Genomic DNA, 23,137 nt, shown 5'->3' on the forward strand with positions numbered 1-23,137 from the left:
TCTGGAGTGTGTGTCATGGCGGATGTTCTGGTTGTTGTCGATCATGTGGAGGGGTCGGTCCGGAAGCCGACGCTGGAGTTGCTGACGGTGGCGCGGCGGCTGGGTGCGCCGGTGGCGGTGGCGCTGGGTGCGGGTGCCGGGGGGACGGCCGGGGTGCTGGGCTCTCATGGTGCTTCCCGGGTTCTGGTGTCCGAGGCGCCGGAGTTCGCGGATGTCCTGGTGGTGCCGAGGGTGGATGCGGTGCAGCGGGCTGTGGAGCTGGTGGGGCCGGTGGCGGTGCTGTTCGTGTCGTCGGGGGAGAACAAGGAGGTCGCCGCCCGGCTGGCGTTGCGGCTGGGGTCGGGTGTGATCACGGACGCGGTGGACGTGGAGGCGGGTGAGGGGGGTCCGGTGGCGGTGCAGTCGGCGTTCGCCGCCTCGTACACCACCCGCTCCCGGGTGACCCGCGGGATCCCCGTCATCACGGTGAAGCCGAACAGCGCGCCGGTGGAGGCTGTGGAGGGTGCGGGGGTGGTGGAGGAGCTGGCGGTGGACTTCGCGGGCTCGGCCCGTGGGGCGCGGGTGGTGTCGCGGTCGGCGCGGGAGTCGACGGGGCGTCCGGAGCTGACGGAGGCGGCGATCGTGGTCTCCGGTGGCCGGGGGCTGGGCTCGGGTGAGAACTTCGCACTGATCGAGGCGCTCGCGGACGCGCTGGGCGGTGCGGTGGGCGCGTCGCGCGCGGCGGTGGACGCGGGCTGGTATCCGCACGCCCACCAGGTCGGGCAGACCGGTAAGAGCGTCTCGCCCCAGCTGTACATCGCTTCGGGTATCTCGGGCGCGATCCAGCACCGGGCGGGTATGCAGACGTCGAAGACGATCGTGGCGATCAACAAGGACCCCGAGGCACCGATCTTCGACCTCGTCGACTACGGCGTCGTCGGCGACCTCCACACCGTCGTCCCCCAACTCACCGAAGAGGTGACCGCCCGCAAGGGCTGAGCCCCCGCCGCCCCCGGTGGCACGGGCTGTGCGAACCGGCCGGGGGGGGGGCGCGGGGGGGCCGGGGGGGGGCCCCCCCGCCGGCGCGCGCCCCCCCCCCCCCCCCGCCGGGGGGGCGGGGGGGGGCCCCCGGGGGGGGCCCCCCCCCCCGCCCCCCCGGCGCCCCCCCCCGGCCGGTTCCGGACGCCGTGCCCACCGTTGACGGAGATCACGATCGCCGACTAGCTTCGCCATGCGGATTATCCATTCCGTTCGGCGGAAATTGGGAGGCGTGCAGCGATGGGTCAGCAGAAGCGGTTGCCAACCACTCTCGACGCGGAGGTCCGTGCGGCCGTCGGTGCCTTCCTCGCGCCGGTGGACGCCGAACTCGCCCGCCGCTACCCCGGTGATCCGGGCACCCGGCAGCCCGTGCACACCGTCTACGTGCCCGCCGAATCCTTCACCGCGGACACCGTCCGGGAGTGGGGCGACGCGGCCCTCACGGCCCTCGACGACCACGCCCCGGACCCGGGTTCCTTCGCCGCCGTGCTCGGTCTGCCGGAAGCTCTCGCCGGGCCGGTGTACGAACGGATGCGGGCCAAGCTGGAGCGGGAGCCGGTCGAGGATCTGCGTATCGACTTCGAGGACGGCTACGGCGGCCGTACGGACTCCGACGAGGACCGGCACGCCGCCCGTGCCGCGAGGCTCGTCGCCGATACCTACGGGAGCGCCGGCACCCCTCCGTACATCGGTATCCGGATGAAGTGCATGGAGGCCGCCGTACGCGACCGGGGCATCCGTACCCTCGACGTCTTCCTCACCGGCCTCCTCGAACGCGGCGGACTGCCCGACGGCCTGCTACTGACCCTCCCCAAGGTGACCTACGCCGAACAGGTCGCCGCGACGGCCCGGTTGCTCACCGCCTTCGAAGAGGCCCACGGGATCGAAGCGGGCCGGATCGGCTTTGAGATACAGATAGAGACCAGCCAGGCGATCCTCGCCGCCGACGGCACCGCGACCGTCGCCCGGATGATCGCCGCCGCCGAGGGGCGCGCCACCGGACTGCACTACGGCACCTTCGACTACAGCGCCTGCCTCGGTGTGAGCGCGGCCCACCAGTCGAGCGACCATCCGGCGGCCGACCATGCCAAGGCCGTGATGCAGGTGGCCGCCGCGGGGACCGGGGTACGGGTGTCGGACGGTTCCACCAATGTGCTCCCCGTCGGCCCCGCCGCACAGGTCCACGAGGCCTGGCGCATCCACTACGGCCTCACCCGCCGGGCCCTGGCCCGCGCCTACTACCAGGGCTGGGACATGCACCCCGGGCAGCTGCCCACCCGCTACGCCGCCGTGTTCGCCTTCTACCGGGAGGGCCTGGACAAGGCCGCCGCCCGGCTGGCCGCGTACGCGAACCGGACCGCCGGCGATGTGATGGACGAGCCCGCCACGGCCCGGGCCCTGAGCGGCTATCTCCTCCGCGGTCTGGACTGCGGCGCCCTCGACCCGGCCGAGGTCACCGGGCTCACCGGACTGACCCGCACCGACCTGGAATCCTTCGCTCCGCCGCGCGGTGCGGCTCCCGCGGGGGTCGCACCGCGCGCCTAGGGACCCCCTGGACGAATACGCGGCGCCCGCGGCCGGAGACCGGCCGCGGGCGCTTCGTGCTGCTGGAGCTTGTGGTGCTGCCGGGGTGTCAGGGCCGCCAGATGTGCAGGTCGTACAGCTGGGTGGTGGCATTCAAAGAGCAGGTGAAGTAGGAGGCGCCGCTCCACATGACGAACCACTGGCCCGCCCAGGCGCACTCGCCGTAGCTGAGGTACTCGCCGCGGGGCTGCCAGCTCTTCGTGCCGACCGCCGACTCCGCCACTGCGCCCTGAGGGGCGGCCTGGGCCGTCGGAGCGGTCATGAGTCCGGCGCCGGCCACGGCCGCCGCGACGGCGATACCGGCGAACACCTTGCGAATAGACATGAGGTTGAGCCCTCCCTCGTCGTCCTTGCCGCCGGGGTCCCCGCCCCGGTGGCGAGAAGAAGCGTGTCCTTCCAAACCGGCTGAATCAACGGGAAGCGCACATTCCATAATTGATTGGCTGATATATGGATGATCCGGCCGATAATGTGCGTGTGATGTGAAGGCGGAGGGGATTTACTCGTGTCGTCGATGTCCCTGCCGCAGCCACAGCCGTCATGACGGCGGGGCAAGGGGGTCCGGTTCCGGATAGGTCCGGACCTTTTACGGCGCAGGCCTGTCCGGACGGATCGGTACGGCGTGGCCGGTACGGCCGGGATCGCCGCGGGCAGGGCTCCGCCCGGACCCGGCCACCCCGGGTCCGGCGGTCAAGGGGGCTACTGGGGCGGAATCTCGCCCGAGCCGCGGGCGATCAGCCTGGTCGCCAGCGTCGTATGGGCCGGTGCTTCGTCGAAGCCGTCCAGCCGCCGGAACAGCCGCTCCGCGGCCGTACGGCCCAGCAGGGCCGCATCCTGCGCGATGACCGTGATGCCGAGCAGATCGGCGAGTTCGATATCGTCGAAACCGACCAGCGCGACCGGCCGGTCCCGCCCCGCCAGGGCGCGTACCACCGTCACCATGATCCGGTTGTTGCCCGCGAAGAGCGCCGTGACCGGCTCCGGGCCGTCCAGCATCTCCCCGACCGCCCCGCGCACCCGCTCGGGCGCCGTCGACCCCAGGGAGATCCACGACGGATGGACCGGAAGCTCCGCGTCCTCCATCGCCGCACGGTAGCCGCGCAGCCGCTCCACCGCGGTGTGGATCCGCGGCTGGTCGCCGATGAACCCGATCCGGCGGTGACCGTGGGCGATCAGCTGCGCCACCCCTGCCCGGGCGCCGCCGCGGCTGTCGGAGAGGACCGCGTCCGCGTCGATGAGCCCCGGCGGGCGGTCGACGAAGACGGTGGCGATCCCCGCTTTGATCTCCGGCTCCAGATAGCGGTGGTCGTTCCCCGCCGGAATGACGATCAGGCCGTCCACCCGCCGGGCGCACAGGGCGAGCGCCAACTCCTGCTCGCGCTCCGGGTCCTCGGCGCTCGAACCGTTGATGAGCAGGGCGCCGTGCGCGCGGGCCACCTCCTCGACCGCCCGGCTCAGGGGCCCGTAGAACGGATCGGCGAGATCCTCCAGCACCAGGCCCACGGAGGCCGTCCGCCCCTTGCGCAGTACCCGCGCGCTGTCGTTGCGGCGGAAACCGAGCGACTCGATGGCCTCCTGGACCCGGCGTTCGGTATCGGCCGTGACGCCCGGCTCCCCGTTGACCACCCGGGAGACCGTTTTCAGTCCGACTCCGGCGCGCGCCGCCACGTCCTTCATCGTCGGCCGGTTGCCGTAGCGGGACTCGGTGCCACGGCGGCGGCCGGACAGCCGGGGGGAACGGTCGATATCGGCCACGTGTGTCGTCCCGTCGTCATACGGCGTGGTGAGGAATGCTGCGATGAGCATAGAACCTGGACAACGTTGTCAGAGCAGGGAAGACTGGGCCGCAGCCGCGGACGCGGCGGACGGCCGGGGGAACGGGGTTCCAGAACGATGCAGACGCAGCTCGTCGCCGCTCTCGATATCGGCGGGACCAAGATCGCCGGAGCACTGGTGGACGGCCGCGGCCGCATCCGGCTGCGGGCCCAGCGCGCCACCCCGGCCCGGGAGGACGGCGAGACCGTGATGCGCGCGGTGACCGAGGTGCTGGCCGAACTCTCCGCCGCCCCCCAGTGGACCCGGATCTCGGCCGTCGGTATCGGCAGTGCCGGACCGGTCGACGCGTCGGCGGGTACGGTCAGCCCGGTCAATGTCCCGGCCTGGCGGGACTTCCCGCTGGTCGCGCGGGTACGCCGGGCCACCGGCGGGCTGCCGGTCGGGCTCGTCGGCGACGGAGTGGCGATGACGGCCGCCGAACACTGGCAGGGCGCGGCCCGCGGGCACGACAACGCCCTCTGCCTGGTCGTCTCCACCGGGGTCGGCGGCGGGTTGGTCCTCGACGGCCGGGTCCACCCCGGGCCCACGGGCAACGCCGGTCATATCGGCCATATCAGTGTGGACTTCGACGGCGAACCGTGTCCGTGCGGCGGCCGCGGCTGTGTCGAGGGGATCGCCAGCGGCCCGAATATCGCCCGGCGTGCCTTGGACGGAGGCTGGCGGCCCGGCCCCGACGGCGACGCCTCGGCCGCCGCCGTGGCGGCGGCCGCCCGGGCGGGGCACCCCGTCGCCCGTGCCTCCTTCGAGCGGGCCGCCCGGGCGCTGGCGGCGGGCATCTCGGCCACCGCGGTCCTCGTCGAGATCGACATCGCGGTCGTCGGCGGGGGAGTGGCGGGCGCCGGTGACGTCCTCTTCACCCCGCTGCGCCGGAGCCTGCGCGACTACGCCACGCTCTCCTTCGTCCGCCGCCTCACCGTCGTCCCGGCGCTGACCGGCACCGATGCCGGGCTGGTCGGCGCCGCCGCGGCCGTGGTGGCCCCGGCGGCTGGAACGGCGGGCGTCGCCGACGCGGTGTGACCCCGATACGGCCGGGCCCCGCGGGTGCCCGGCCGAATGCCGGCGTTCCCTGCGGTGTGCCGCGGCCGCCCCGGGGCAGGGTCTGCTCCGGGGACCCTTACGTAGGGTGAGACCGCCCACGGCGCCCGCGCGGACGCCCCGGGAGGGACCCGGACGCCCGGACACCCGGACACACTTCGGCGGGTGACGGCCATGGGTGCCCTCCGCGGGTTACGCGGCCGGGCGTTGCGGGCAATCCACTGTGGGCTAGGAAGAGGGGGAACCGTGATCGTCTGGATCAACGGTGCGTTCGGAGCAGGCAAAACGACCACCGCAGGCGAACTGGTCGATCTGATCCCGAACAGCACGCTGTACGACCCCGAGGTCATCGCCGCGGAACTGCGCCTGCTGCTTCCGCCGAAGGCGCTCGACGAGGTGGGGGACATCCAGGACCTGCCGATCTGGCGACGGCTCGTGGTGGACACGGCCGCCGCCATGCTGGCGCAGCTGGGCGGGGTGCTGGTGGTGCCGATGACACTGCTGCGCCAGGAGTACCGGGACGAGATCTTCGGGGGGTTCGCGGCCCGCCGTATTCCGGTGCGCCAGGTGCTGTTGAGGCCTGATGAAACGATACTGCGCGCCCGGATGGCGTCGCGTGACGGGCGGGAGCGCCCACTGTTCCGGGTGAGCGGTGCGCACGGCGCGAGCGGTGCGCACGCTACGGCCGTCGCGAGCGGTGCGAACGGGGCAGGTGTGGCAGCTGCGGCAGGTGTTCCGGGTGGTGCGGTGGGCCCGACGACGGCGGAACCCGAGGGCCGCGGCCGCTGGGCGTACGACCCTGTCGAGCCGTACCGCGCGGCGCTGGAGTGGCTCGTAGCCGATGCCTTCGTCGTCGACAACGGCCCGCTCGACCCCCGCCGCACGGCGCACCGCATCGCCGAGGCCCTGCGCACCGGGGAGGCTCCCGTCTGCGAGATCGTGCAGACGCCGGAGCCGACGACCGAGACCCTGGCCGCCGGGGTGCTCCTCTTCGACGACCGGGACCGGGTGCTGCTGGTCGATCCGACGTACAAGCCGGGATGGGAGTTCCCGGGCGGTGTGGTGGAGCCGGGGGAGGCGCCCGCGCGTGCCGGGATGCGCGAGGTCACCGAGGAGTTGGGGATCGTGCTCGACCGGGTGCCCGGATTGCTGGTCGTCGACTGGGAGCCACCGCGTCCGCCCGGCTACGGCGGTCTGCGGCTGTTGTTCGACGGGGGCCGGCTGGACAGCGCCGAGGCCGCGCGGATCAGACTCCCGGGCGAGGAACTGCGGTGCTGGCGCTTCGTCGCGGAGCGCGAGGCGGCACAGCTGCTGCCGCCGAACCGGTACGAGCGGCTCCGCTGGGCGCTGCGGGCCAGGGAGCGTGGGGTCGTCCTCAACCTGGAAGCAGGAGTTCCGGTCGGCTGAGACCGGTTCCGGCCCGCCGGTCCGCGTGGACCGGCGGGGTCCGGGCGGACGTCACGCCGCCCACCCGCGTCCCCGGTCATGGAGAGTCCGCGGTGCCGGGCGGCACGACGGTCCCCTGGTGGTAGTAGAGGCGCCACCCGCCCCCGCCTTCCTGCCTCCGCCAGATCGAACTGTGCCGGGACCGCCGCTCCCCGAGGGCGACCTCGTACGTCACATGCACGATGCCCGGCGCCGGCGCGGTCCCGCTCATACCGGAGGGCCGGTACCGGGGACCGTTCTCGGACGCGCCCGGCGCCCCGGCCAGTTCGGACAGCATCGCCTCGCGGTCCCACCGCCGGCCCGAGGCGCCCACCTCCACGAACTCCGGGTCCAGCAGCCGTCCGGCGGCCTCCCGGTCCGACCTCACCCGGGGGCTCAGGAGTTCCAGCTCGCCCGCGATCGCCTCGGCCACGCCGTCCGTCGTCTCTCCGCTCATCGGACCATCCTGGCCCATGTCTTCCGGGGCCCCTCACTCCGCCGCGGCCGCCTCCTTCGCGGCCGCGCGCAGTACGGCCGCGGTGTCCTCGGTCACGGGATCCCCATGGCCGCAACAGACCGTCTCCGGGGCCGACGCGGCGAGCCGGCTCATCGATGCCTTCGCCCGCGCCCGGTCGGTGTTGAACACACCCAGGATGACCCGCCGCTCCACCGCGGCGATCGCGTCTCCGGTGAACAGCCCGCCGTGCCGGGGCAGATGGATCCCCATGGAGCCGTCGGTGTGCCCCGGGGCGTGCACCACCACTGCTCCGTCGCCGAAGCCGAGGTCGTGGGTCAGCACGATCCGGCGGAGCAGGGCGGGGTCCCGGCCGACGGCCCGGATACCCTTCTCGACGGCCGGCGCGGCTCCGGCGTGGCCGGAGTCGACGAGGGTCAGCCCGTCGTCGTCGTACCAGAGATACGCCTGGCCGATCGGGAAGCGGAACATCGTGAGGCGGGGCCGTGCGTCAACGATGTCCATGGCCCGATCCTGGACACGCCCCACCCACCGCGTCCCCCGAATACGCCGAGCGCGATCTCCGCCCGGCGCTGAGTCGTTCCGGGGGCCGGGGAACCCGGCGCGGGCAGGGACGGCGCATCACCCGAGCGGGTGGGGATTCCCGCGACGGGCGGCATGGCAGTCTGGGCCGGGTCACACTGGCATTGTCTGGTGAGGAGGCGCGAGGAGTGAGCGTTGCCAGTTTTATGGATCATCACGGCCCCTGGACCGTCGACGATGTCCTGGCCCTGCCCGAGGACCGCTCGGTGCGCTACGAGCTGCTGGGGGAATCCCTCGTGGTGTCCCCCGCTCCCGGGCTGCGCCATCAACGCGCGAGCTACCGGCTCCATATCGCACTCGACGCGGCGGCACAGGCCGCCGAAGCGTCCGTGGAGGTCCTGGAGGCGATCAACGTCACCCTCCCCTCCGGACTCGTCGTCCCGGACATCGTCGTCGCCGATGCGGGTGCCACGGTGGACGACGCCGTCAGCATCGACGCCGAAGCCGTCCAGTTGATCGTCGAACTGGTCTCACCCGGCAACCGGACCATGGACCGCAAACTCAAACCGCTGCTCTACGCCGAGGCCGGGATCCCCCACTACTGGCGGCTCGAATTCGACCCCGCGCCCCGTCTGATCGTCGGTGAACTCGACCATGGTCGCTACGTCGAGCGGACGACCGCACTGCCAGGGGTGGTCACCAGGATCGACCACCCCTTCCCCATGAAGATCGACCCGGCGGGAATCGCCCCGCCAGTAGCTCACGGCGGGACCGGCGCCTGGGAACGGCCCCGCCCCGGAGGACGGGGCCGGGCCCGCGGCGCCAGGGCCGGCCGCTCGCCTCCCAGGAGCTACCGCGACGCCGCGTACTTCCGCAGGAACAGCGCCTCGGCCACCGCCATGCGCTCCATCTCCTCCGGGGACACCGACTCGTTCACCGCGTGGATCTGCGCCGCCGGGTCGCTCAGCCCGATCAGCAGGATCTCGGCGTCCGGGTAGAGGCCCGCCAGCGTGCCGCAGAGCGGGATCGAACCGCCCATCCCCGACGTCTGCATCTCCTGGCCCGGATACGCCACCCGCATGGCGTCCGCCATCGCCGCGTACGCCGGGCTGCCGGTGTCCGCCCGGAACGGCTGCCCCTGGCCGACCTGCTCCACCGACACCCGCGCACCCCATGGCGTGTGCTTCTCCAGATGCGCCGTCAGCAGTTCCGTGGCCGCCACCGCGTCCTGCCCCGGCGGTACCCGCAGACTGACCGTCGCCCGCGCGCTCGCCTGCACCGACGGTGTGGCACCGACGACCGGCGGGCAGTCGATGCCCAGCACCGTCACCGCGGGCCGCGCCCACACCCGGTCGGCCACGGCACCGGAACCGATCAGCCCCACCCCGTCGAGCACCTTCGCGTCCTCGCGGAAGGCGTCCTCGGGATAGGCCAGACCGTCCCAGGTCTGATCGGCGGTCAGCCCGTCGACCGTCGTCGAACCGTCCTCGGACCGCAGCGAGTCCAGTACGCGGATGAGCGCGGCCAGCGCGTCCGGCGCGGCCCCGCCGAACTGACCCGAATGAAGGTTTCCGGCCAGTGTGTCGATGCGGACCCGCAGCATGGTCATCCCGCGCAGGGTGGCCGTCACCGTCGGCAGCCCCGTCCGGAAGTTACCGGTGTCGCCGATCACCACGGCGTCCGCCGCCAACAGCCCGGGATGCTGCTCGGCGTACCGTTCGAGACCGCCGGTGCCCTGCTCCTCCGAGCCTTCCACGATCACCTTCACATGCACCGGCACCCCGCCGTCCGCCTTGAGGGCGCGCAGCGCGAGCAGATGCATCAGGAAGCCGCCCTTGCAGTCGGCTGCGCCGCGCCCGTACCAGCGGCCGTCGCGTTCCGTCAGCTCGAACGGCGGGGAGACCCAGCCTGCGGGGTCCAGCGGCGGCTGGACGTCGTAGTGCGCATAGAGCAGGACCGTCGGCGCACCCTCCGGGCCCGGCAGATACCCGTACACCGAATCGGTGCCGTCCGGAGTGAGGAACACCGAGACGTCCGTGAAGCCCTCGGCGCGCAGCGCATCCGCGCACCAGCCCGCGGCACCCTCGCACTCGCTCCTGGGGAACTGCTCGGGATCCGCCACCGAGGCGAACGCCACGAGTTCCGCCAGCTCGGTACGGGCCCGGGGCATGAGCCCCGCGACGGTCTCGGCGATCCGGCGGTCGGACATGGGCACGCTCCTGGGGGCTGCGACGTTGAGGGTAGGTGTACGGCGAACGCGCGGTCGATCCTGCCACAGCGGGCGGGGACGGCCGCGCCGTAGGATGCCGTGCGAGAGCAGCGGGCACGCGTCGGATCGGGAGCATAACCACATCGTGAGCAGCGAGAACGGTGTCACCGGGGCAGGATCGGAAGCACAGGGCCGGAGCGGCCCGGTGTGGGACGTGGTGGTGGTCGGCGCGGGGCCGGCCGGAGCGTCCGCGGCCTATGCCGCGGCGGTGGCGGGCCGCCGGGTCCTCCTGCTGGAGAAGGCCGAACTCCCCCGCTACAAGACCTGCGGCGGCGGCATCATCGGCCCGTCGCGCGACAGCCTGCCGCCCGGCTTCGAACTGCCGTTCCGCGACCGGGTGCACGCGGTGACGTTCACACTCAACGGCAGACTGTCGCGGACCCGCCGGTCGAAGAGGATGCTCTTCGGGCTGATCAACCGGCCCGAGTTCGACGCCCTGCTCGTCGAGCACGCCGAGAAGGCGGGCGCCGTCCTCCGGACGGGTGTCGCAGTCTCCCGGGTGGAGCAGCACGGCGCGGCCGTGCCGGACCGGCGGACGGTGGCCGTGGTCACCACCGCCGGGGAAACGATCCTGGCGCACGCGGTCGTCGGCGCGGACGGCAGTGCCAGCCGGATAGGGAAACATGTCGGCGTCAAGCTCGACCAGGTCGACCTGGGGCTCGAAGCCGAGATCCCGGTCCCCGAATCGGTCGCCGAGGACTGGGCCGGCCGGGTCCTGATCGACTGGGGCCCGATGCCCGGCAGTTACGGCTGGGTGTTCCCCAAGGGGCGGACGCTCACCGTCGGGGTCATCGCGGCGCGCGGCGAGGGCTCCGCGACCAAGCGGTATCTGGAGGACTTCATCGCCCGTCTGGGGCTCGCCGGGTTCGAACCGTCGATCTCCTCCGGCCATCTCACCCGCTGCCGCAGCGACGACTCTCCGCTCTCCCGCGGCCGGGTCCTGGTCTGCGGCGACGCGGCCGGTCTGCTGGAGCCGTGGACCCGTGAGGGCATCTCCTTCGCCCTGCGGTCGGGGCGGCTCGCGGGGGAGTGGGCGGTCCGGATCGCGGAGGCCCACGACGCCGTCGACGCCCGGCGGCAGGCGTTGAACTACGCCTTCGCCGTCAAGGCGGGACTCGGGGTCGAGATGGCCGTCGGGCGGCGGATGCTCGGCGTCTTCGAGCGCCGCCCCGGTCTGGTCCACGCGGCCCTCACCGGGCTGCGCCCGGCCTGGCGGGCCTTCACCGACATCACGCGCGGCTCCGCGACCCTGGCCGGACTGGTCCGGGGCAGCGGGGTGGCCCGCAGGGCGCTGGAGGCACTGGACCGCAGGATGGGCGACCCGGGCCGCACCACCGACCGGGGCGCGGCGGACTCCCCGGACTCGCCGGACTCCCCGGACCGCGGTTCCGACGACAAGGAGCCGTCGACGACGTAAGCCGGTGCCGGGCCCGCCCCGCCCGGCCGTGCCCGGCCGACGGCGGTGCCTGCGGCCGGGCCCGGCCCGTTCCCCGGCCCCGGGGCGCGCACTCCGCCCGGCCGCCTCCCCGGCAGGGACCTGCCTCGCTGCCGGGACCGCCCGGCAGCGAGGTGCGGGCCCGCCCCCTCCGCCCCGGGAGGGGCTCCCCCTGCCGCAGTCCCCGGCGTCGTGTTTCCTCCACTCCCGGTACGGCAGTCGGCCCGCCCCGCTCGTGGTGGCACCGCCACTCACCCGTCACCCCTCGACGGTGATCCGGAAGACCGGATGCCGGTCCGCCGCGGCCAGCAGCTCCTCGTCCGCCGACGACGCGGTCACCCCGTCGAAGAACCGGCCGACCTCCCAGCCCCACCGCTCCAGATAGGCCCGGAGCACGGCGGGCTTCTCGGCGTCGGCCAGCTCCACCGCAGTGAAGTGCCGAACCTTCCGGCCCAGCGTGAGCCGTCCGCCGCCGGCCGCCCGCATATTGCGCACCCACTGGGAGTGGCCGCGCGCCGAGACCAGATACTCGCCGCCCTCGAACCCCAGGGGGTTGACCGGGATGCTCCGCCACTCGCCGCTGCTGCGCCCGAGGACCGACAGTTCGGCCGTCCCCATCAGGCTCACTCCACGCCGGGCCAACCGGCCCACGAGATTCCCGAAGGCCCGGTCGAAGCGGCCCGGGCGGACATAGCGGGCGTTCGCGCCGGACCGCGAAGCCCGGGGCGCGCCCGGCTCGTCCGACTGCGGGGCCGGGGGAGACTGGTGCGTCTGGTGCGTCTGGTGCGTCTGGTGCGTCTGGTGCGTCTGGTGCGTCTGGTGCGTCTGGTGCGTCTGGTGCGTCTGGTGCGTCTGGTGCGTCTGAGGTGCCTGAGGGGTCTGAAGGTTCTGGTGGGTCCCAGTGGGCTGTACGGGTGACATCGTCGGCTCCTGAGTCGAAAGGGCGAACAGGTGAGGGGAGGGGGTGGACGGCGGGCCATGGGCCGGTTCACCGGCCCTTCGCCGCACCCCGAGGGGGAAGTGGCGCTCCTTTTCAAGAGCGGTGCTCTCTCCTGGGATCAGTGTCCACGGATGGCCGCTCTAAAGCAAGAGCGGTGCTCTCGAAATTGGTCACCGCTCTGAATCATGGAAGACTTCCCGTATGACCACGATCCGCGGGGCCAGGGACCGGGCCCGAGCCGAAGTGACCGCTGCCATCAAGGACGCCGCACGACGACAGGTCGCCTCGGAGGGGGCCACCAAACTGTCGCTGCGCGCCGTCGCCCGGGAGCTGGGCATGGTCTCCTCAGCCCTCTACCGCTACTTCCCGAGCCGCGACGAACTGCTGACCGCCCTGATCATCGACGCCTACGACGCGCTCGGCGAGGCCGCCGAATCCGCGCTCGCCGCCGCCCCCGCCACGGCCGTGCCCACCGACCGCTGGGCAGCCGTCTGCACCGCCGTCCGCGTCTGGGCCCTCGCCCACCCTCATGAATACGCCCTCATCTACGGCTCGCCGGTCCCCGGCTACACCGCGCCCCAGGACACCGTCGGCCCCGCCGCCCGCGTCGGCGCGGTGATGATCTCCATCCTCCGGGACGCCCGGTCCACCGGCCGGCTCGCCCTGCCGCCCCTCGACGCGTCCCTGGCCGCCGAGGGCGACCGGCTCGCCGCCGATCTCGCCCCCGATCTGCCGCCCGCGGTCGTGGTGGCCCTGGTCGCCGCCTGGGCGCAGCTCTTCGGACTCCTCTCCTTCGAAGTGTTCGGACAGTTCAACGGGATCGTCGACGAGCGGGACGCCTTCTACGCCCGCGCCGTCGACCGGCTCGGCTACGAAGCCGGACTGATCCGCAGGCCCTGACCGGCCGCCCGCGACCCCCCTGACCGGCCGCCCGCGCCCCCCGGCGCCGTACTGCCGTGGGAGTACCACCGGGCACGACACCCGGGTGACGCGCGGCCCCGGCGGCGCGTCTACGGTGGCCCGCATGGATGAAAAGGCCCCTCCCACCTGCGGCCTTCCCTTCCCGGGCGGTACCGGCGAACCGCCCTGGGCCCGGATCTGGGAACGCCGCCGCGCCGCTGCCGTACTGCCGTGGCCCTCGACACTGCTCGTCGCCCTGTTCGTCGCCATCGGCACGGGCTTCGCCGAAGCCAAGGGACACCCCGAGATCCGGGAACAGCTCGACGCGCTCGGCCGGACGCTGATGCTGCTCCCCCCGGTCTTTCTGCTGCTGCGCCTGCGGTGGCCCGTCCCCGCGCTGATCGGCACGACCGCGGCCACCCTCCTCTACCTGGGCGCGGGCTACCCGTACGGCCCGGCACTGCTGCCGATGGTCGTCGCCGTCTTCTCCGCGGCCGTGGCCGGCCACCGGCGCGCCGCCTGGTGGGCGGCCGGAGTGTTCTGGACCGGCCACGTACTGCTCTCGCACTGGCTGTACGCGTATCTGCCGCCCGACGGCGACACCGCGGTGCCCTGGGCCAAGGAACTGGTCGTCGCCGCCTGGACGGCCGCGGTCCTCGCGGGCTCCGAACTGCTGCGGGTCCGCCGGGCCGAATGGGCCCGAGCCGCCGCCGAACGCGCCGCCGCGGCCCGCCGCCGCGCCGACGAGGAGCGCCTGCTGATCGCCCGGGAACTGCACGACGTCCTGGCGCACTCCCTGTCCGTCATCCATGTGCAGGCGGGCGTGGGGCTCGCCCTGCTCGACCGCGACACCGAGCAGGCGAGGACCGCGCTCACCGCGATCAAAGCGGCCAGCAAGGAAGCCCTCGGTGAGGTCCGTCAGGTACTGGACAACCTGCGCGCCCCCGGTGACGCGCCCCGCGCCCCGGCGCCCGGACTCGACCGGCTGCCCGAACTGGTCGAGCAGGCCGCCGGCGCGGGACTGACCGTCACCGTCGACCGGGCGGGTCCGCCCGCCGCCCTGCCGCCCGGAACCGATCTCGCGGCGTTCCGGATCGTCCAGGAGGCGCTGACCAATGTGGTCCGCCACTCCGGTTCCCGTACCGCCGCGGTCCGGATCTCGTACGAAACGGTCCGGCTGTCGCTCCGCATCGACGACGCCGGACCGGCCACCGGATCCGACGCGGGCGGCAGCGGCAACGGCCTGGCCGGTATGCGGGAACGGGCCGCCGGTCTCGGTGGCACCATCGAGGCGGGCCACCGGCCGGACGGCGGATTCACCGTCCGCGCCCGGCTGCCCCTCACACCCAAGGAGACTCCGTGACCCCTTCGACCGCGCCCCGGACACCTCCGGGCCGCACGGGCACGGCCGCCGCAGCGTACGGAGGAGACATATGACGGTCCGGGTTCTGCTCGCCGATGATCAGCTGCTGGTCCGGGCCGGTTTCCGGGCGCTGCTCGACGCCCAGGAGGACATCGAGGTCGCGGGCGAGGCGGCCGACGGCGCGGAGGCCGTCCGGCGGGTGGGCGAAGTACGGCCGGACGTCGTCCTGATGGATATCCGGATGCCCGTGCTCGACGGTCTCGCCGCGACCCGCAGGATCACCGGGGATCCCCGGCTGGCCGACGTGAAGGTGGTCATGCTGACCACCTTCGAACTGGACGAGTACGTCTTCGAGGCGATCCGCTCCGGAGCCTCCGGCTTTCTGGTGAAGGACACCGAGCCGGACGAACTGCTGCGCGCCGTCCGTGCCGTGGTCGCCGGGGACGCCCTGCTCTCCCCGGGCGTGACGCGCAGGCTGATCGCCGAGTTCGCGGCCCGTTCCAAGGCACCCGCGGACGACGGCCTCCTCGCGGGCCTCACCGAACGCGAGCGGGAGGTGATGGCCCTGGTCGGCATCGGCCTGTCGAACGAGGAGATAGCCCGGCGGCTCGTCGTCAGCCCGCTCACCGCCAAGACCCATGTGAGCCGCACGATGGTCAAACTCGGCGCCCGCGACCGGGCGCAGCTGGTCGTCCTCGCCTACGAATCGGGTCTGGTCCGACCCGGCTGGCTGGGCTGACCCCCGCCGCCCAAAGGCCCCGGCGGTCCCCCCTCGTATCGGTACGGCCCGCGGGACCCGTTCCCGCCAGCCTCCTTCCGCGCCCGCGGCGACCGGACCGGATCCGCCCACCGTACGGCCGCTCCCGCCCCGGCCCGTACGGGCGCCGAAGGACCCGCCGGAGCGTGGCAGACTCGGCTCCATGAACGGCAAGGCGGCGAACACCAGATCGCGACTGGAGAGGGGCCGCAGCGCACTCGGCCCCGCACTGGAACTCGTGCACACGGGACGGGCGCCCACCCGTGCCGTTCTCACCGCCGAACTGGGCGTCACCCGTGCCACCGCGGGTGCCGTCGCCGCCGAGCTGGAGGCCCTCGGCCTGATCCGGGTCGACTCCCGCCCCGCCGCCGCGACCGGCTCCCAGGGCCGGCCCTCGCACCGGTTGTCCGTCGACGACGCGGGCCCCGTGGTCCTCGCCGCCCAGGTCCACGCCGACGGCTTCCGCGCCGCACTGGTCGGACTCGGCGGCCGGATCGTCGCCACCGCCCCGGGCTGTCTGACCCCGGCCGCCGACCCCGGTCAGGTCATCGGTGCCGTCGTCGACGCCGGAGCGGAGCTGCTGCGGGCGAGCGGACGGCGCTGCGCCGGCGCGGGACTCGCCGTACCGTCGGCCGTCGCGGAGCCCGACGGCACCGCCCTCAACCCGCTGCACATCGCCTGGCCCGCGGGCTCACCGGTCCGCCAGATCTTCGCCGAGCACATCAGGGCCGCCGGAATCGAAGGCCCCGCTTTCACCGGGAACGATGTCAACCTCGCCGCGCTGGCCGAGTACCGGCACGGCGGCGGACGCGGCGCCCGGCATCTGCTGTGCGTCGCCACCGGACACCGGGGCGTCGGCGGTGCCCTCGTCCTGGACGGCCGGCTGCACACCGGCAGCTCCGGACTGGCCCTCGAAGTCGGCCATCTCACCGTCAATCCCGAGGGCCGCCCCTGCCACTGCGGCGGCCGCGGCTGCCTCGACGTGGAAACCGATCCGCTCGCCTTCCTCACCGCCGCCGGACGTCCGCCCGGCCCCGCAGTCTCCCTCCTCGCCCAGTCCGAACACCTGCTCGCCACGGAGTACGGCGACCCCGCGGTCCGGGCCGCCGGCGAGGAGCTGATCGACCGTCTGGGGCTCGGCCTGGCCGGGTTGGTGAACATCCTCAACCCCGACCGGATCGTCCTCGGCGGACTGCACCGCGCCCTGCTCGCCGCCGACCCGGGCCGGCTGCGGTCCGTGGTCGCCGACCGCAGTCTGTGGGGCCGCAGCGGCGGCGTACCGATCCTCCCCTGCACCCTGGACCACAACACCCTGGTCGGCGCGGCGGAACTGGCCTGGCAGCCGGTGCTCGACGATCCGCTGCACGCCCTGGCCTGACCCGGGCCCTCGCGCGCCACCCGTCCGGGGGCACGGGAAGCGGCCCGGCGCCCGTGAGCGGGTAGGCGACGACCATGACCCTCCCGTCTTCCGGCGCGCGGCCGCCCGGTACCACGGACCGTTTCCGGCGACTGCACGACGCCGTCGCCGCCTCGCCCGCCGGGCTCGGCTGGAACCGGGCCCGCGAGATGGAACTGCTCCACCGGGCCATGGGCTTCGCCGCCCTCGGGTTCCTCACCCTGGTCCCTCTGCTGGTGGTGGTGGCCGCCGCGGACCCGGCCAGCGGCCAGGGCTTCGCCCGCTGGCTGGGCCAGGCGCTCGGGGTATCCGCCGCCTCCCAGCAGCAGGTCGAGGAGTTGTTCGCGCCCCCGGGCACCGCCCTCCAGCGCACGACGGCCTTCGGTCTCGCGGCCCTCGCCGTCTTCGGACTCACCTTCGGCTCCGCGGTCCAGACGGGGTACGAGAAGGTCTGGGACCTGCCCACGGCCCGCTGGCACACGATGTGGCGCCATGTCGTCTTTCTCGCCCTGCTGGTCTTCGCGCTGCTGCTGTTCGTCAACACCCCCGCTTTCGGCCGCAGCGTCCCCGGGACCATCGGCACCGCCGTCGCCGATGTCCTCGGCACGTTCGTCTTCTTCTGGGTCGCCCAGCGGCTGCTGCTGGGCGGCCGGGTCCGCTGGGGCGCGCTGCTCCCCGGGGCGGTCGCCACCGCCCTGTTCATACTGGGCCTGCGGATCTTCTCCCAGCTCGTGTTCTCCCCGCTGATCGCCTCGAACGCCGTCACCTACGGCCCCTTCGGCACCGTTCTGGTGCTCCAGTCATGGCTGGTCGGGGTGGGGGTGGTGGTCTACGGCGGCGCGCTCGTCGGACGGCTCGTCCACGAGGAGCGGGTCCGCCGGAGGCTGGAGCGGACCGTACTGCCCGGCTTCGACGGCCCGGAACCCGGCGGCTGACGGCAGCCGCCGGGCGGGGTGCGCCGCCGCCCGCCGGAGTGTTCCGTACGTCAGGGGGAGCCGGCCCGCTCCGGCTCGCGTACCTCCGTGCCGGGCGCCGTCAGGGTGAACCAGACGTCCTTGCCTCCCGCGCCCCGCGGCCGTACGCCCCAGGTGTCGCTGACGGCCGCTATCAGCCCGAGCCCCCGGCCCGAGGTGGCGAGCGGATCGGCCTCCGAGGCCGTCGGCAGCCGGGGGTCGTGGTCGCGGACCGAGACCGTGAGCCGGTCGGGGAACAGCTCGACGTCCACGGTGCAGTGCTTGTCGGGCTCGGCGTGCCGGAGGACGTTGGTCAGCAGCTCGGTCACCCCGAGCGCCGCCTGGTCGATGAGCGGATCCAACTGCCAGTGGCGCAGTTGCGCCGAGATGATTCTGCGGACCTGGCCGATCCGCGACGGCACGGCTTGGAGCTCCACCGTGCAATGCCTGTTGCTGGGCTCTGTGATCACGGCTGCGACTCCCCGAAATGAGGTCCGGAAGAAGACGGAGGATCGGATCCGAACGGACCGGCGGCTGTCGGCCCGATGGCGGCCGCTGGTTCACAGCGTCACCGCCGATTCACCCTGAGTGAGGTGAATCCAGCGTGGCCGACCCGCCCGGCGCCCGCAACTCGGCGCCGTGCCGTCCGGTCCCGGAGCCGGTGCTCCGGACGCAGCCGCCGGGATCAGTCCCCGGTGCCCCCGGCCCTGCGGACCGCCTTCAGGAAACGTCCCGTGAGCTTCCCGGCGTCGGCCTGCTCGTCCCGCTGACCCATCGTCAGCCGGTACCGCTTGCCGTTGACCGTCAGTGCGGTGCTCGATTCGTCGGAGAACCAGGCCTTGCCCGCCCGCACCGCCCGCACCGGGGCGCTGTCGATCACCCGGCCGTAGCTCGTCAGCAGTTGCAGCCTGCCGTCCTTGATGAGGACCTGTCCGGCCTTGGTGAGCGAGCGGGGCCACCGCTCGATCCGTACACCAGTGGCCCGGAATTCGGGCTCCGCCATGGCCATTGGGCCCCTCCTCCCCATCGTTCGCGTCGTCTGGAGGCAGTCTGCAACACCTCGGGTCGCTCGCACCAGTAGAGCAGGCGGAAGAGGCGCCCGGCGAGGGCGTCCGAGGGGGCGTTCGGCCCACAAGGAACACCTATGGATGCCCCAAGCGAAGGTTTACGCAGGTGGCGGGCTTACTGTGACGGCAGGGGCGCAAGCGGCCGGGGTCACCGGAGGGGTGAGCGCGTCCCTCCGAGTGAGCACCGACACACGAACGGGCGGACGGCGGAATGAACACGGACGGCGGGACGGACCGCGACGGGCGGCGGACTGACGGTGTGCCACGGGACCCGGCGGCCCCGTCGGGAGCCCCGGCGGCGACGGACGACGTGGACCGCAGCGATACCGCGTACCGGAGCTGGCTGAAGGAGGCCGTCCGCAAGGTCCAGGCCGATGCCAACCGGTCGGCCGATACGCACCTCCTGCGCTTCCCGCTCCCCGAGGAGTGGAACATCGACCTCTATCTGAAGGACGAGTCGACCCACCCCACCGGCAGCCTCAAGCACCGGCTGGCCCGCTCCCTCTTCCTCTACGGGCTCTGCAACGGGTGGATCCGGCCCGGCAAACCCGTCATCGAGGCCTCCAGCGGCTCCACCGCCGTCTCCGAGGCCTACTTCGCCAAGCTCATCGGCGTACCGTTCGTCGCCGTCATGCCCCGCACCACCAGCGCCGAGAAGATCCGGCTGATCGAGTTCCACGGCGGACAGTGCCACTTCGTCGACGATCCGCGCCGGATGTACGAGGAGTCCGCGGCCCTCGCCGAGCGGACCGGTGGCCACTACATGGACCAGTTCACCTACGCCGAACGCGCCACCGACTGGCGCGGCAACAACAACATCGCGGAGTCGATCTACCAGCAGCTCCGGCTGGAGCGCTATCCCGAACCCGCGTGGATCGTGGCGACCGCGGGGACCGGCGGCACCTCCGCGACCATCGCCCGCTACGTCCACTACATGCAGTACGACACCCGGATCTGCGTCCCCGACCCGGAGAACTCCTGTTTCTTCGACGGCTGGACCCGGAACGACCCGGAGGCCTCCAGCGCCCACGGCTCCCGTATCGAGGGCATCGGCAGGCCCCGGATGGAGCCCAGCTTCCTGCCCCGCGCCGTCGACCGGATGATGAAGGTGCCGGACGCGGCCAGCGTGGCGGCCGTCCGCGCCCTGGACACGGCCATCGGCCGGAAGGCGGGCGGCTCCACCGGCACCGGGCTGTGGAGCGCACTGAAGATCGTCGGCGAGATGGTCGCCGACGGGCGGCGCGGCAGCGTCGTCACCCTGCTCTGCGATCCGGGCGACCGCTACCTCGACAAGTACTACTCCGACGACTGGCTGGCCGCGCAAGGAATCGACATCGAGCCCTACAGCGCCGCCGTCGACCGCTTCCTCACCACCGGTCACTGGCCCCACTGACCCGCTCGCCCCGGCGGTCCGTCGGCAGGGGACAAGGGCGGGCAGGCCGTGCGGGCTTCAGCCGTCCGCACCGCCGACGGGCCCGCCGAGGGGCGCCAGGGTGCCGCCCGTCCGCAGCTTCGCCGTGAGCCGTACGGCTCCCCCGGCCTCCTCCGGGAGGGACGCCGCCAGCGTCGTGCCACGGCCGGTCGCGACGGCCGCCCCCGACGCCGAGATCCCCGCGACCGCCCGGCTCCCGGCTGCCAGCAGATACTCCTTCCCGGCCGGGGACCGCCAGCGGACCCCCGCCAGCACATGCTGACCGAACCGGCTGCACGCCGCCGTGGACCGGGCCCGCGCGACCACCGTGCCCGGATCCGCCGGCGGCCGCCCCGGCGGTACGAACCGCACCAGCACCCGGCCCGGACCGCTCCAGGTATCCGCCCGGGTGCACAGCCACGCCGCCCGGCCCCCGCCGTCCGGCAGCGGCTGCTCGGCGAACGCCCACTGGTTCACGGCCCGTACACCCGCCCCGCGCAGCCCCGAGAGCAGGCACGCCCCCCGCGCCCACGCGGCCAGCGCCGGACCGCTCGTCGACTCCCGCGGCTGCCGGGCCGGTGCTCCCGCGCCCGGCGGCGGGGTGTACGTCAGATGCGCGGGTACGAGATCGCCCAGGTCCGTCACCAGAAAAGCGTGGTCCTCCACGATCCGGCCCGACGACCGCAACTCCAGCGCGGGCCACGCCGTACACGATTCCCCCGCCCGCACCGGGCCGGGCACGGCCGCCGTCACCCCGTCCGCCCCGACCGCCAGCCCCCGGGCCCCCTCCCGCGGCGCCAGCAGATCCCGTACCGCCGCCCGCGCCACCCAGGGCGCCAGCAGCAGCCGCGTACCACCGGCCGTCCGGCTCACGACCACCGAAGCCGCGGTCGTCACATCGGCGTCGTCGGTCCGGGCGAAGTCGAGGACCGCCGCACCCCGGCCGGTGAGCGGCTCGGCGTACCGCACCACCCGGCCGCCCTCGTGCAGCAGCACCACCGCGGCACCGTCGGTGTCACCGGCGTACAGCAGACGCGGCGGCAGGGCGGGCGGAGTGCGCACGGTGTCCGCGGTCACCGAAACCCGCACCGCGCCGCCCGGTGACGACCAGGCGTCCAGCGCCCGCCCGAGCAGCTCCCGGTCGTCCTTCCGGCCGCCCCGGGCGGGCCAGACCGAGAAGTCGACCCGCGAGGTGTCCGCCCAGGACTCCCCGTCGGCCCGGACCAGCCGGGCGGGATCCACCGCCCGGGCCCGGGAACTCGCCGACACCGAACCTGTCTTCGCGTCCGTACGGACCGGATCCCGCCCGCCGGCCGGAGTGCCCGCCGCCACCCCGGCCACCAGCAGGGCGCACAGCCCGGCGACCGCACCCGCCCGGATCCGGTTGCGGCGCCGCAGCAGATCGGTCGGCCGGGTCTGGACCACGCACGGATCGAACTCGGCGGCCCGCAGCAGCGATTCCACCCGGCCGCCACCGGACTCCCGCAACCGCGCCGCGGTCCGCAGCGCCGCGGCCGGATCCCCGACCCCGCACTCCGCGAGCAGCGCGTCCGCCGCCTCGTCGGAGAGCCCCTCCAGCACCACCAGGGCCAGCGCCGCCCGCGCGGGCCCCGCCACCGACGACAGCGCCTGGTCCAGCGCCAGCTCCTCCGCGCCCCCGGCGCTCGGGAACAGCCGCAGACCCATGACCCGGGGCAGCGGCGCCCGTACCCTCCGACGCCCGCGCAGGGCGCCCCGCAGCACCCGGTAGCGCACCCAGCGGTATCCGGCGGATTCCGTGCCGCCCCCGCCCGGCGGCGCTGCCTCGGCCCGGACCGTCCGCACCGGCAGCACCCCCTGCACCGTCGCATGCGCGGCGACCACCCGCCGATGACGCCCCAGCGAAGGCGGCAGGGTCAGATACGCCAGCCGGACCAGCCGGGGGTACTGCTCGACGAGGATCGCCTCCACCGCCTCGTCCCCGGGGCAACTGCCCGCTATGGCGTGGCGGTCGTGCGGACGGGGGGACTGACGGCGTGTCGGCATCGGGGCCGGCCCTTCCGGGGTGCGCGGACAGCTCACGGGCCCCGGCACCCTCGCGCCCGGCACGGATGCGGTGCGCACGGGGCGGACCCGCTCGCCCCGTCCAACGAGTGGATCATGGGACGGTCACACCGGTCACCGGCCCGCCGGAAGCACGCACGGCGGACGGAACGGGCCCCGGAGGCTACCCGGCGTTCCGCAGCAGCGTGTCCAGCGCCCGTCCGAACAGCACGCGCCCCACCCACGCGCTCACCCGGCCCGGAACGCCGCGCAGCCGTGCCTCCTCCGTCCACACCACCACCGACCCGGACCCCTCGGGGCGCACCTCGACCACGGCCCACCCCCGGATCACCCGGCCCCGTTTCACCAGCCGGAACCGGCCCGGCCCTGCCCCGGAGGGCGGTGACCACTCCACGATCTCCATGGGATCGTCGAACCCGGCCCGCCCCACCCCCGTCCGCACCGTGAACACCGTCCCCGGGCCCGGCGGTTCGGGCACCACGGACGTCAGTTGCGTCCACGGCATCAGCGCCGCATGGGCCCGCCAGTCGGTGACCCGCCGCCAGGCCTCCGCCGGGCCGTACGGGACCGTCCGCTCCAGCCGGAACGCGGTCACGGCGCGGCCCCCGGCCCGCCCGCCGCCGTGCCCCGGCGTACGGCCGGATCCGGGACCCCGAGCCCGCGGGGGAGTTCAACGGCCGCCGACCGGCCGTGCGGCCGCATCCCGTCG

General features: G+C 73.7%; 20 protein-coding genes and 2 pseudogenes. 12 read left to right on the forward strand and 10 right to left on the reverse strand.

The window, feature by feature from the left end; translation table 11 throughout:
• Positions 1-15: 15 nt before the first annotated feature.
• Together ACIQ9E_RS27355 and ACIQ9E_RS27360 are read left to right on the forward strand one after the other, a co-directional pair.
• Complete coding sequence (locus tag ACIQ9E_RS27355) at positions 16-978, forward strand: electron transfer flavoprotein subunit alpha/FixB family protein (RefSeq protein WP_403711460.1); 963 nt, start codon at positions 16-18, stop codon at positions 976-978.
• 279 nt (positions 979-1,257) lie between these two features.
• Positions 1,258-2,562, forward strand: coding sequence for a DUF6986 family protein (locus tag ACIQ9E_RS27360; RefSeq protein ID WP_403711462.1), 1,305 nt, complete (start codon positions 1,258-1,260; stop codon positions 2,560-2,562).
• 88 nt (positions 2,563-2,650) lie between these two features.
• Here ACIQ9E_RS27360 and ACIQ9E_RS27365 read toward each other — a convergent pair whose 3' ends face one another.
• Positions 2,651-2,926: a hypothetical protein gene (locus tag ACIQ9E_RS27365; protein ID WP_403711464.1), complete on the reverse strand. Its 276-nt coding sequence runs from the start codon at positions 2,924-2,926 to the stop codon at positions 2,651-2,653.
• Positions 2,927-3,300: 374 nt separating this feature from the next.
• Positions 3,301-4,278, reverse strand: a complete 978-nt coding sequence (locus ACIQ9E_RS27370) for a LacI family DNA-binding transcriptional regulator (protein WP_403711575.1) — start codon at positions 4,276-4,278, stop codon at positions 3,301-3,303.
• 216 nt (positions 4,279-4,494) lie between these two features.
• Between ACIQ9E_RS27370 and ACIQ9E_RS27375 the strand changes: the two genes are divergently transcribed.
• Positions 4,495-5,454, forward strand: coding sequence for an ROK family protein (locus ACIQ9E_RS27375; RefSeq protein WP_403711466.1), 960 nt, complete (start codon positions 4,495-4,497; stop codon positions 5,452-5,454).
• 264 nt (positions 5,455-5,718) lie between these two features.
• Positions 5,719-6,879: an NUDIX domain-containing protein gene (locus tag ACIQ9E_RS27380; RefSeq protein WP_403711468.1), complete on the forward strand. Its 1,161-nt coding sequence runs from the start codon at positions 5,719-5,721 to the stop codon at positions 6,877-6,879.
• A 76-nt stretch (positions 6,880-6,955) separates the two neighbouring features.
• Here the strand turns inward: ACIQ9E_RS27380 and ACIQ9E_RS27385 are convergent, their stop codons facing one another.
• Both ACIQ9E_RS27385 and ACIQ9E_RS27390 read right to left on the reverse strand, forming a co-directional pair.
• Positions 6,956-7,354 (reverse strand): DUF4440 domain-containing protein, encoded by a 399-nt coding sequence (locus ACIQ9E_RS27385; RefSeq protein WP_403711470.1) that lies wholly within the window; start codon positions 7,352-7,354, stop codon positions 6,956-6,958.
• Between the two features lie 33 nt (positions 7,355-7,387).
• Positions 7,388-7,876, reverse strand: a complete 489-nt coding sequence (locus tag ACIQ9E_RS27390) for an MBL fold metallo-hydrolase (protein ID WP_403711472.1) — start codon at positions 7,874-7,876, stop codon at positions 7,388-7,390.
• Between the two features lie 224 nt (positions 7,877-8,100).
• Between ACIQ9E_RS27390 and ACIQ9E_RS27395 the strand changes: the two are divergent.
• Positions 8,101-8,604, forward strand: a pseudogene (locus tag ACIQ9E_RS27395) (Uma2 family endonuclease); the annotation flags it as partial.
• Positions 8,605-8,744: 140 nt separating this feature from the next.
• Here the strand turns inward: ACIQ9E_RS27395 and ACIQ9E_RS27400 are convergent.
• Positions 8,745-10,103: a dipeptidase gene (locus ACIQ9E_RS27400; protein WP_403711474.1), complete on the reverse strand. Its 1,359-nt coding sequence runs from the start codon at positions 10,101-10,103 to the stop codon at positions 8,745-8,747.
• A gap of 94 nt (positions 10,104-10,197) precedes the next feature.
• Here ACIQ9E_RS27400 and ACIQ9E_RS27405 point away from each other — a divergent pair, with 94 nt between their 5' ends.
• Complete coding sequence (locus ACIQ9E_RS27405; RefSeq protein WP_403711476.1) at positions 10,198-11,580, forward strand: geranylgeranyl reductase family protein; 1,383 nt, start codon at positions 10,198-10,200, stop codon at positions 11,578-11,580.
• 276 nt (positions 11,581-11,856) lie between these two features.
• Here ACIQ9E_RS27405 and ACIQ9E_RS27410 read toward each other — a convergent pair whose 3' ends face one another.
• The gene (locus tag ACIQ9E_RS27410) at positions 11,857-12,249 is read right to left on the reverse strand and encodes a nitroreductase family deazaflavin-dependent oxidoreductase (protein ID WP_403711577.1); all 393 of its coding nucleotides are present in this window, start codon (positions 12,247-12,249) and stop codon (positions 11,857-11,859) included.
• Positions 12,250-12,739: 490 nt separating this feature from the next.
• Between ACIQ9E_RS27410 and ACIQ9E_RS27415 the strand changes: the two genes are divergently transcribed.
• The 5 genes from ACIQ9E_RS27415 (at position 12,740) to ACIQ9E_RS27435 (ending at position 17,889) form a co-directional block, all read left to right on the forward strand.
• A complete protein-coding gene (locus ACIQ9E_RS27415) occupies positions 12,740-13,438 on the forward strand; it encodes a TetR/AcrR family transcriptional regulator (protein ID WP_403711478.1) in 699 nt (232 codons plus the stop codon).
• Between the two features lie 124 nt (positions 13,439-13,562).
• Entirely contained in the window at positions 13,563-14,801 is a 1,239-nt protein-coding gene (locus ACIQ9E_RS27420; protein ID WP_403711480.1) for a sensor histidine kinase, read from the forward strand.
• 70 nt (positions 14,802-14,871) lie between these two features.
• Positions 14,872-15,540, forward strand: coding sequence for a response regulator (locus ACIQ9E_RS27425; RefSeq protein WP_403711482.1), 669 nt, complete (start codon positions 14,872-14,874; stop codon positions 15,538-15,540).
• Between the two features lie 181 nt (positions 15,541-15,721).
• Complete coding sequence (locus ACIQ9E_RS27430; protein ID WP_403711484.1) at positions 15,722-16,936, forward strand: ROK family protein; 1,215 nt, start codon at positions 15,722-15,724, stop codon at positions 16,934-16,936.
• A 74-nt stretch (positions 16,937-17,010) separates the two neighbouring features.
• Positions 17,011-17,889 (forward strand): YhjD/YihY/BrkB family envelope integrity protein, encoded by an 879-nt coding sequence (locus tag ACIQ9E_RS27435; RefSeq protein ID WP_403711486.1) that lies wholly within the window; start codon positions 17,011-17,013, stop codon positions 17,887-17,889.
• Between the two features lie 95 nt (positions 17,890-17,984).
• Here ACIQ9E_RS27435 and ACIQ9E_RS27440 read toward each other — a convergent pair.
• Positions 17,985-18,377: pseudogene (locus ACIQ9E_RS27440) on the reverse strand (ATP-binding protein); the annotation flags it as partial.
• Between the two features lie 215 nt (positions 18,378-18,592).
• Complete coding sequence (locus tag ACIQ9E_RS27445) at positions 18,593-18,916, reverse strand: hypothetical protein (RefSeq protein ID WP_403711488.1); 324 nt, start codon at positions 18,914-18,916, stop codon at positions 18,593-18,595.
• A 269-nt stretch (positions 18,917-19,185) separates the two neighbouring features.
• Here ACIQ9E_RS27445 and ACIQ9E_RS27450 point away from each other — a divergent pair, with 269 nt between their 5' ends.
• Positions 19,186-20,367, forward strand: a complete 1,182-nt coding sequence (locus tag ACIQ9E_RS27450) for a PLP-dependent cysteine synthase family protein (RefSeq protein WP_403711490.1) — start codon at positions 19,186-19,188, stop codon at positions 20,365-20,367.
• 57 nt (positions 20,368-20,424) lie between these two features.
• Here the strand turns inward: ACIQ9E_RS27450 and ACIQ9E_RS27455 are convergent, their stop codons facing one another.
• Both ACIQ9E_RS27455 and ACIQ9E_RS27460 read right to left on the reverse strand, forming a co-directional pair.
• Positions 20,425-22,410, reverse strand: coding sequence for a hypothetical protein (locus ACIQ9E_RS27455; RefSeq protein WP_403711492.1), 1,986 nt, complete (start codon positions 22,408-22,410; stop codon positions 20,425-20,427).
• Positions 22,411-22,591: 181 nt separating this feature from the next.
• On the reverse strand, positions 22,592-23,023 hold the full coding sequence (locus ACIQ9E_RS27460) for an SRPBCC family protein (RefSeq protein ID WP_403711494.1): 432 nt from the start codon (positions 23,021-23,023) through the stop codon (positions 22,592-22,594).
• Between the last annotated feature and the right edge of the window lie 114 nt (positions 23,024-23,137).

The sequence above is a fragment of the Streptomyces sp. NPDC094448 genome, from assembly GCF_044763775.1.
GTDB lineage: Bacteria > Actinomycetota > Actinomycetes > Streptomycetales > Streptomycetaceae > Streptomyces.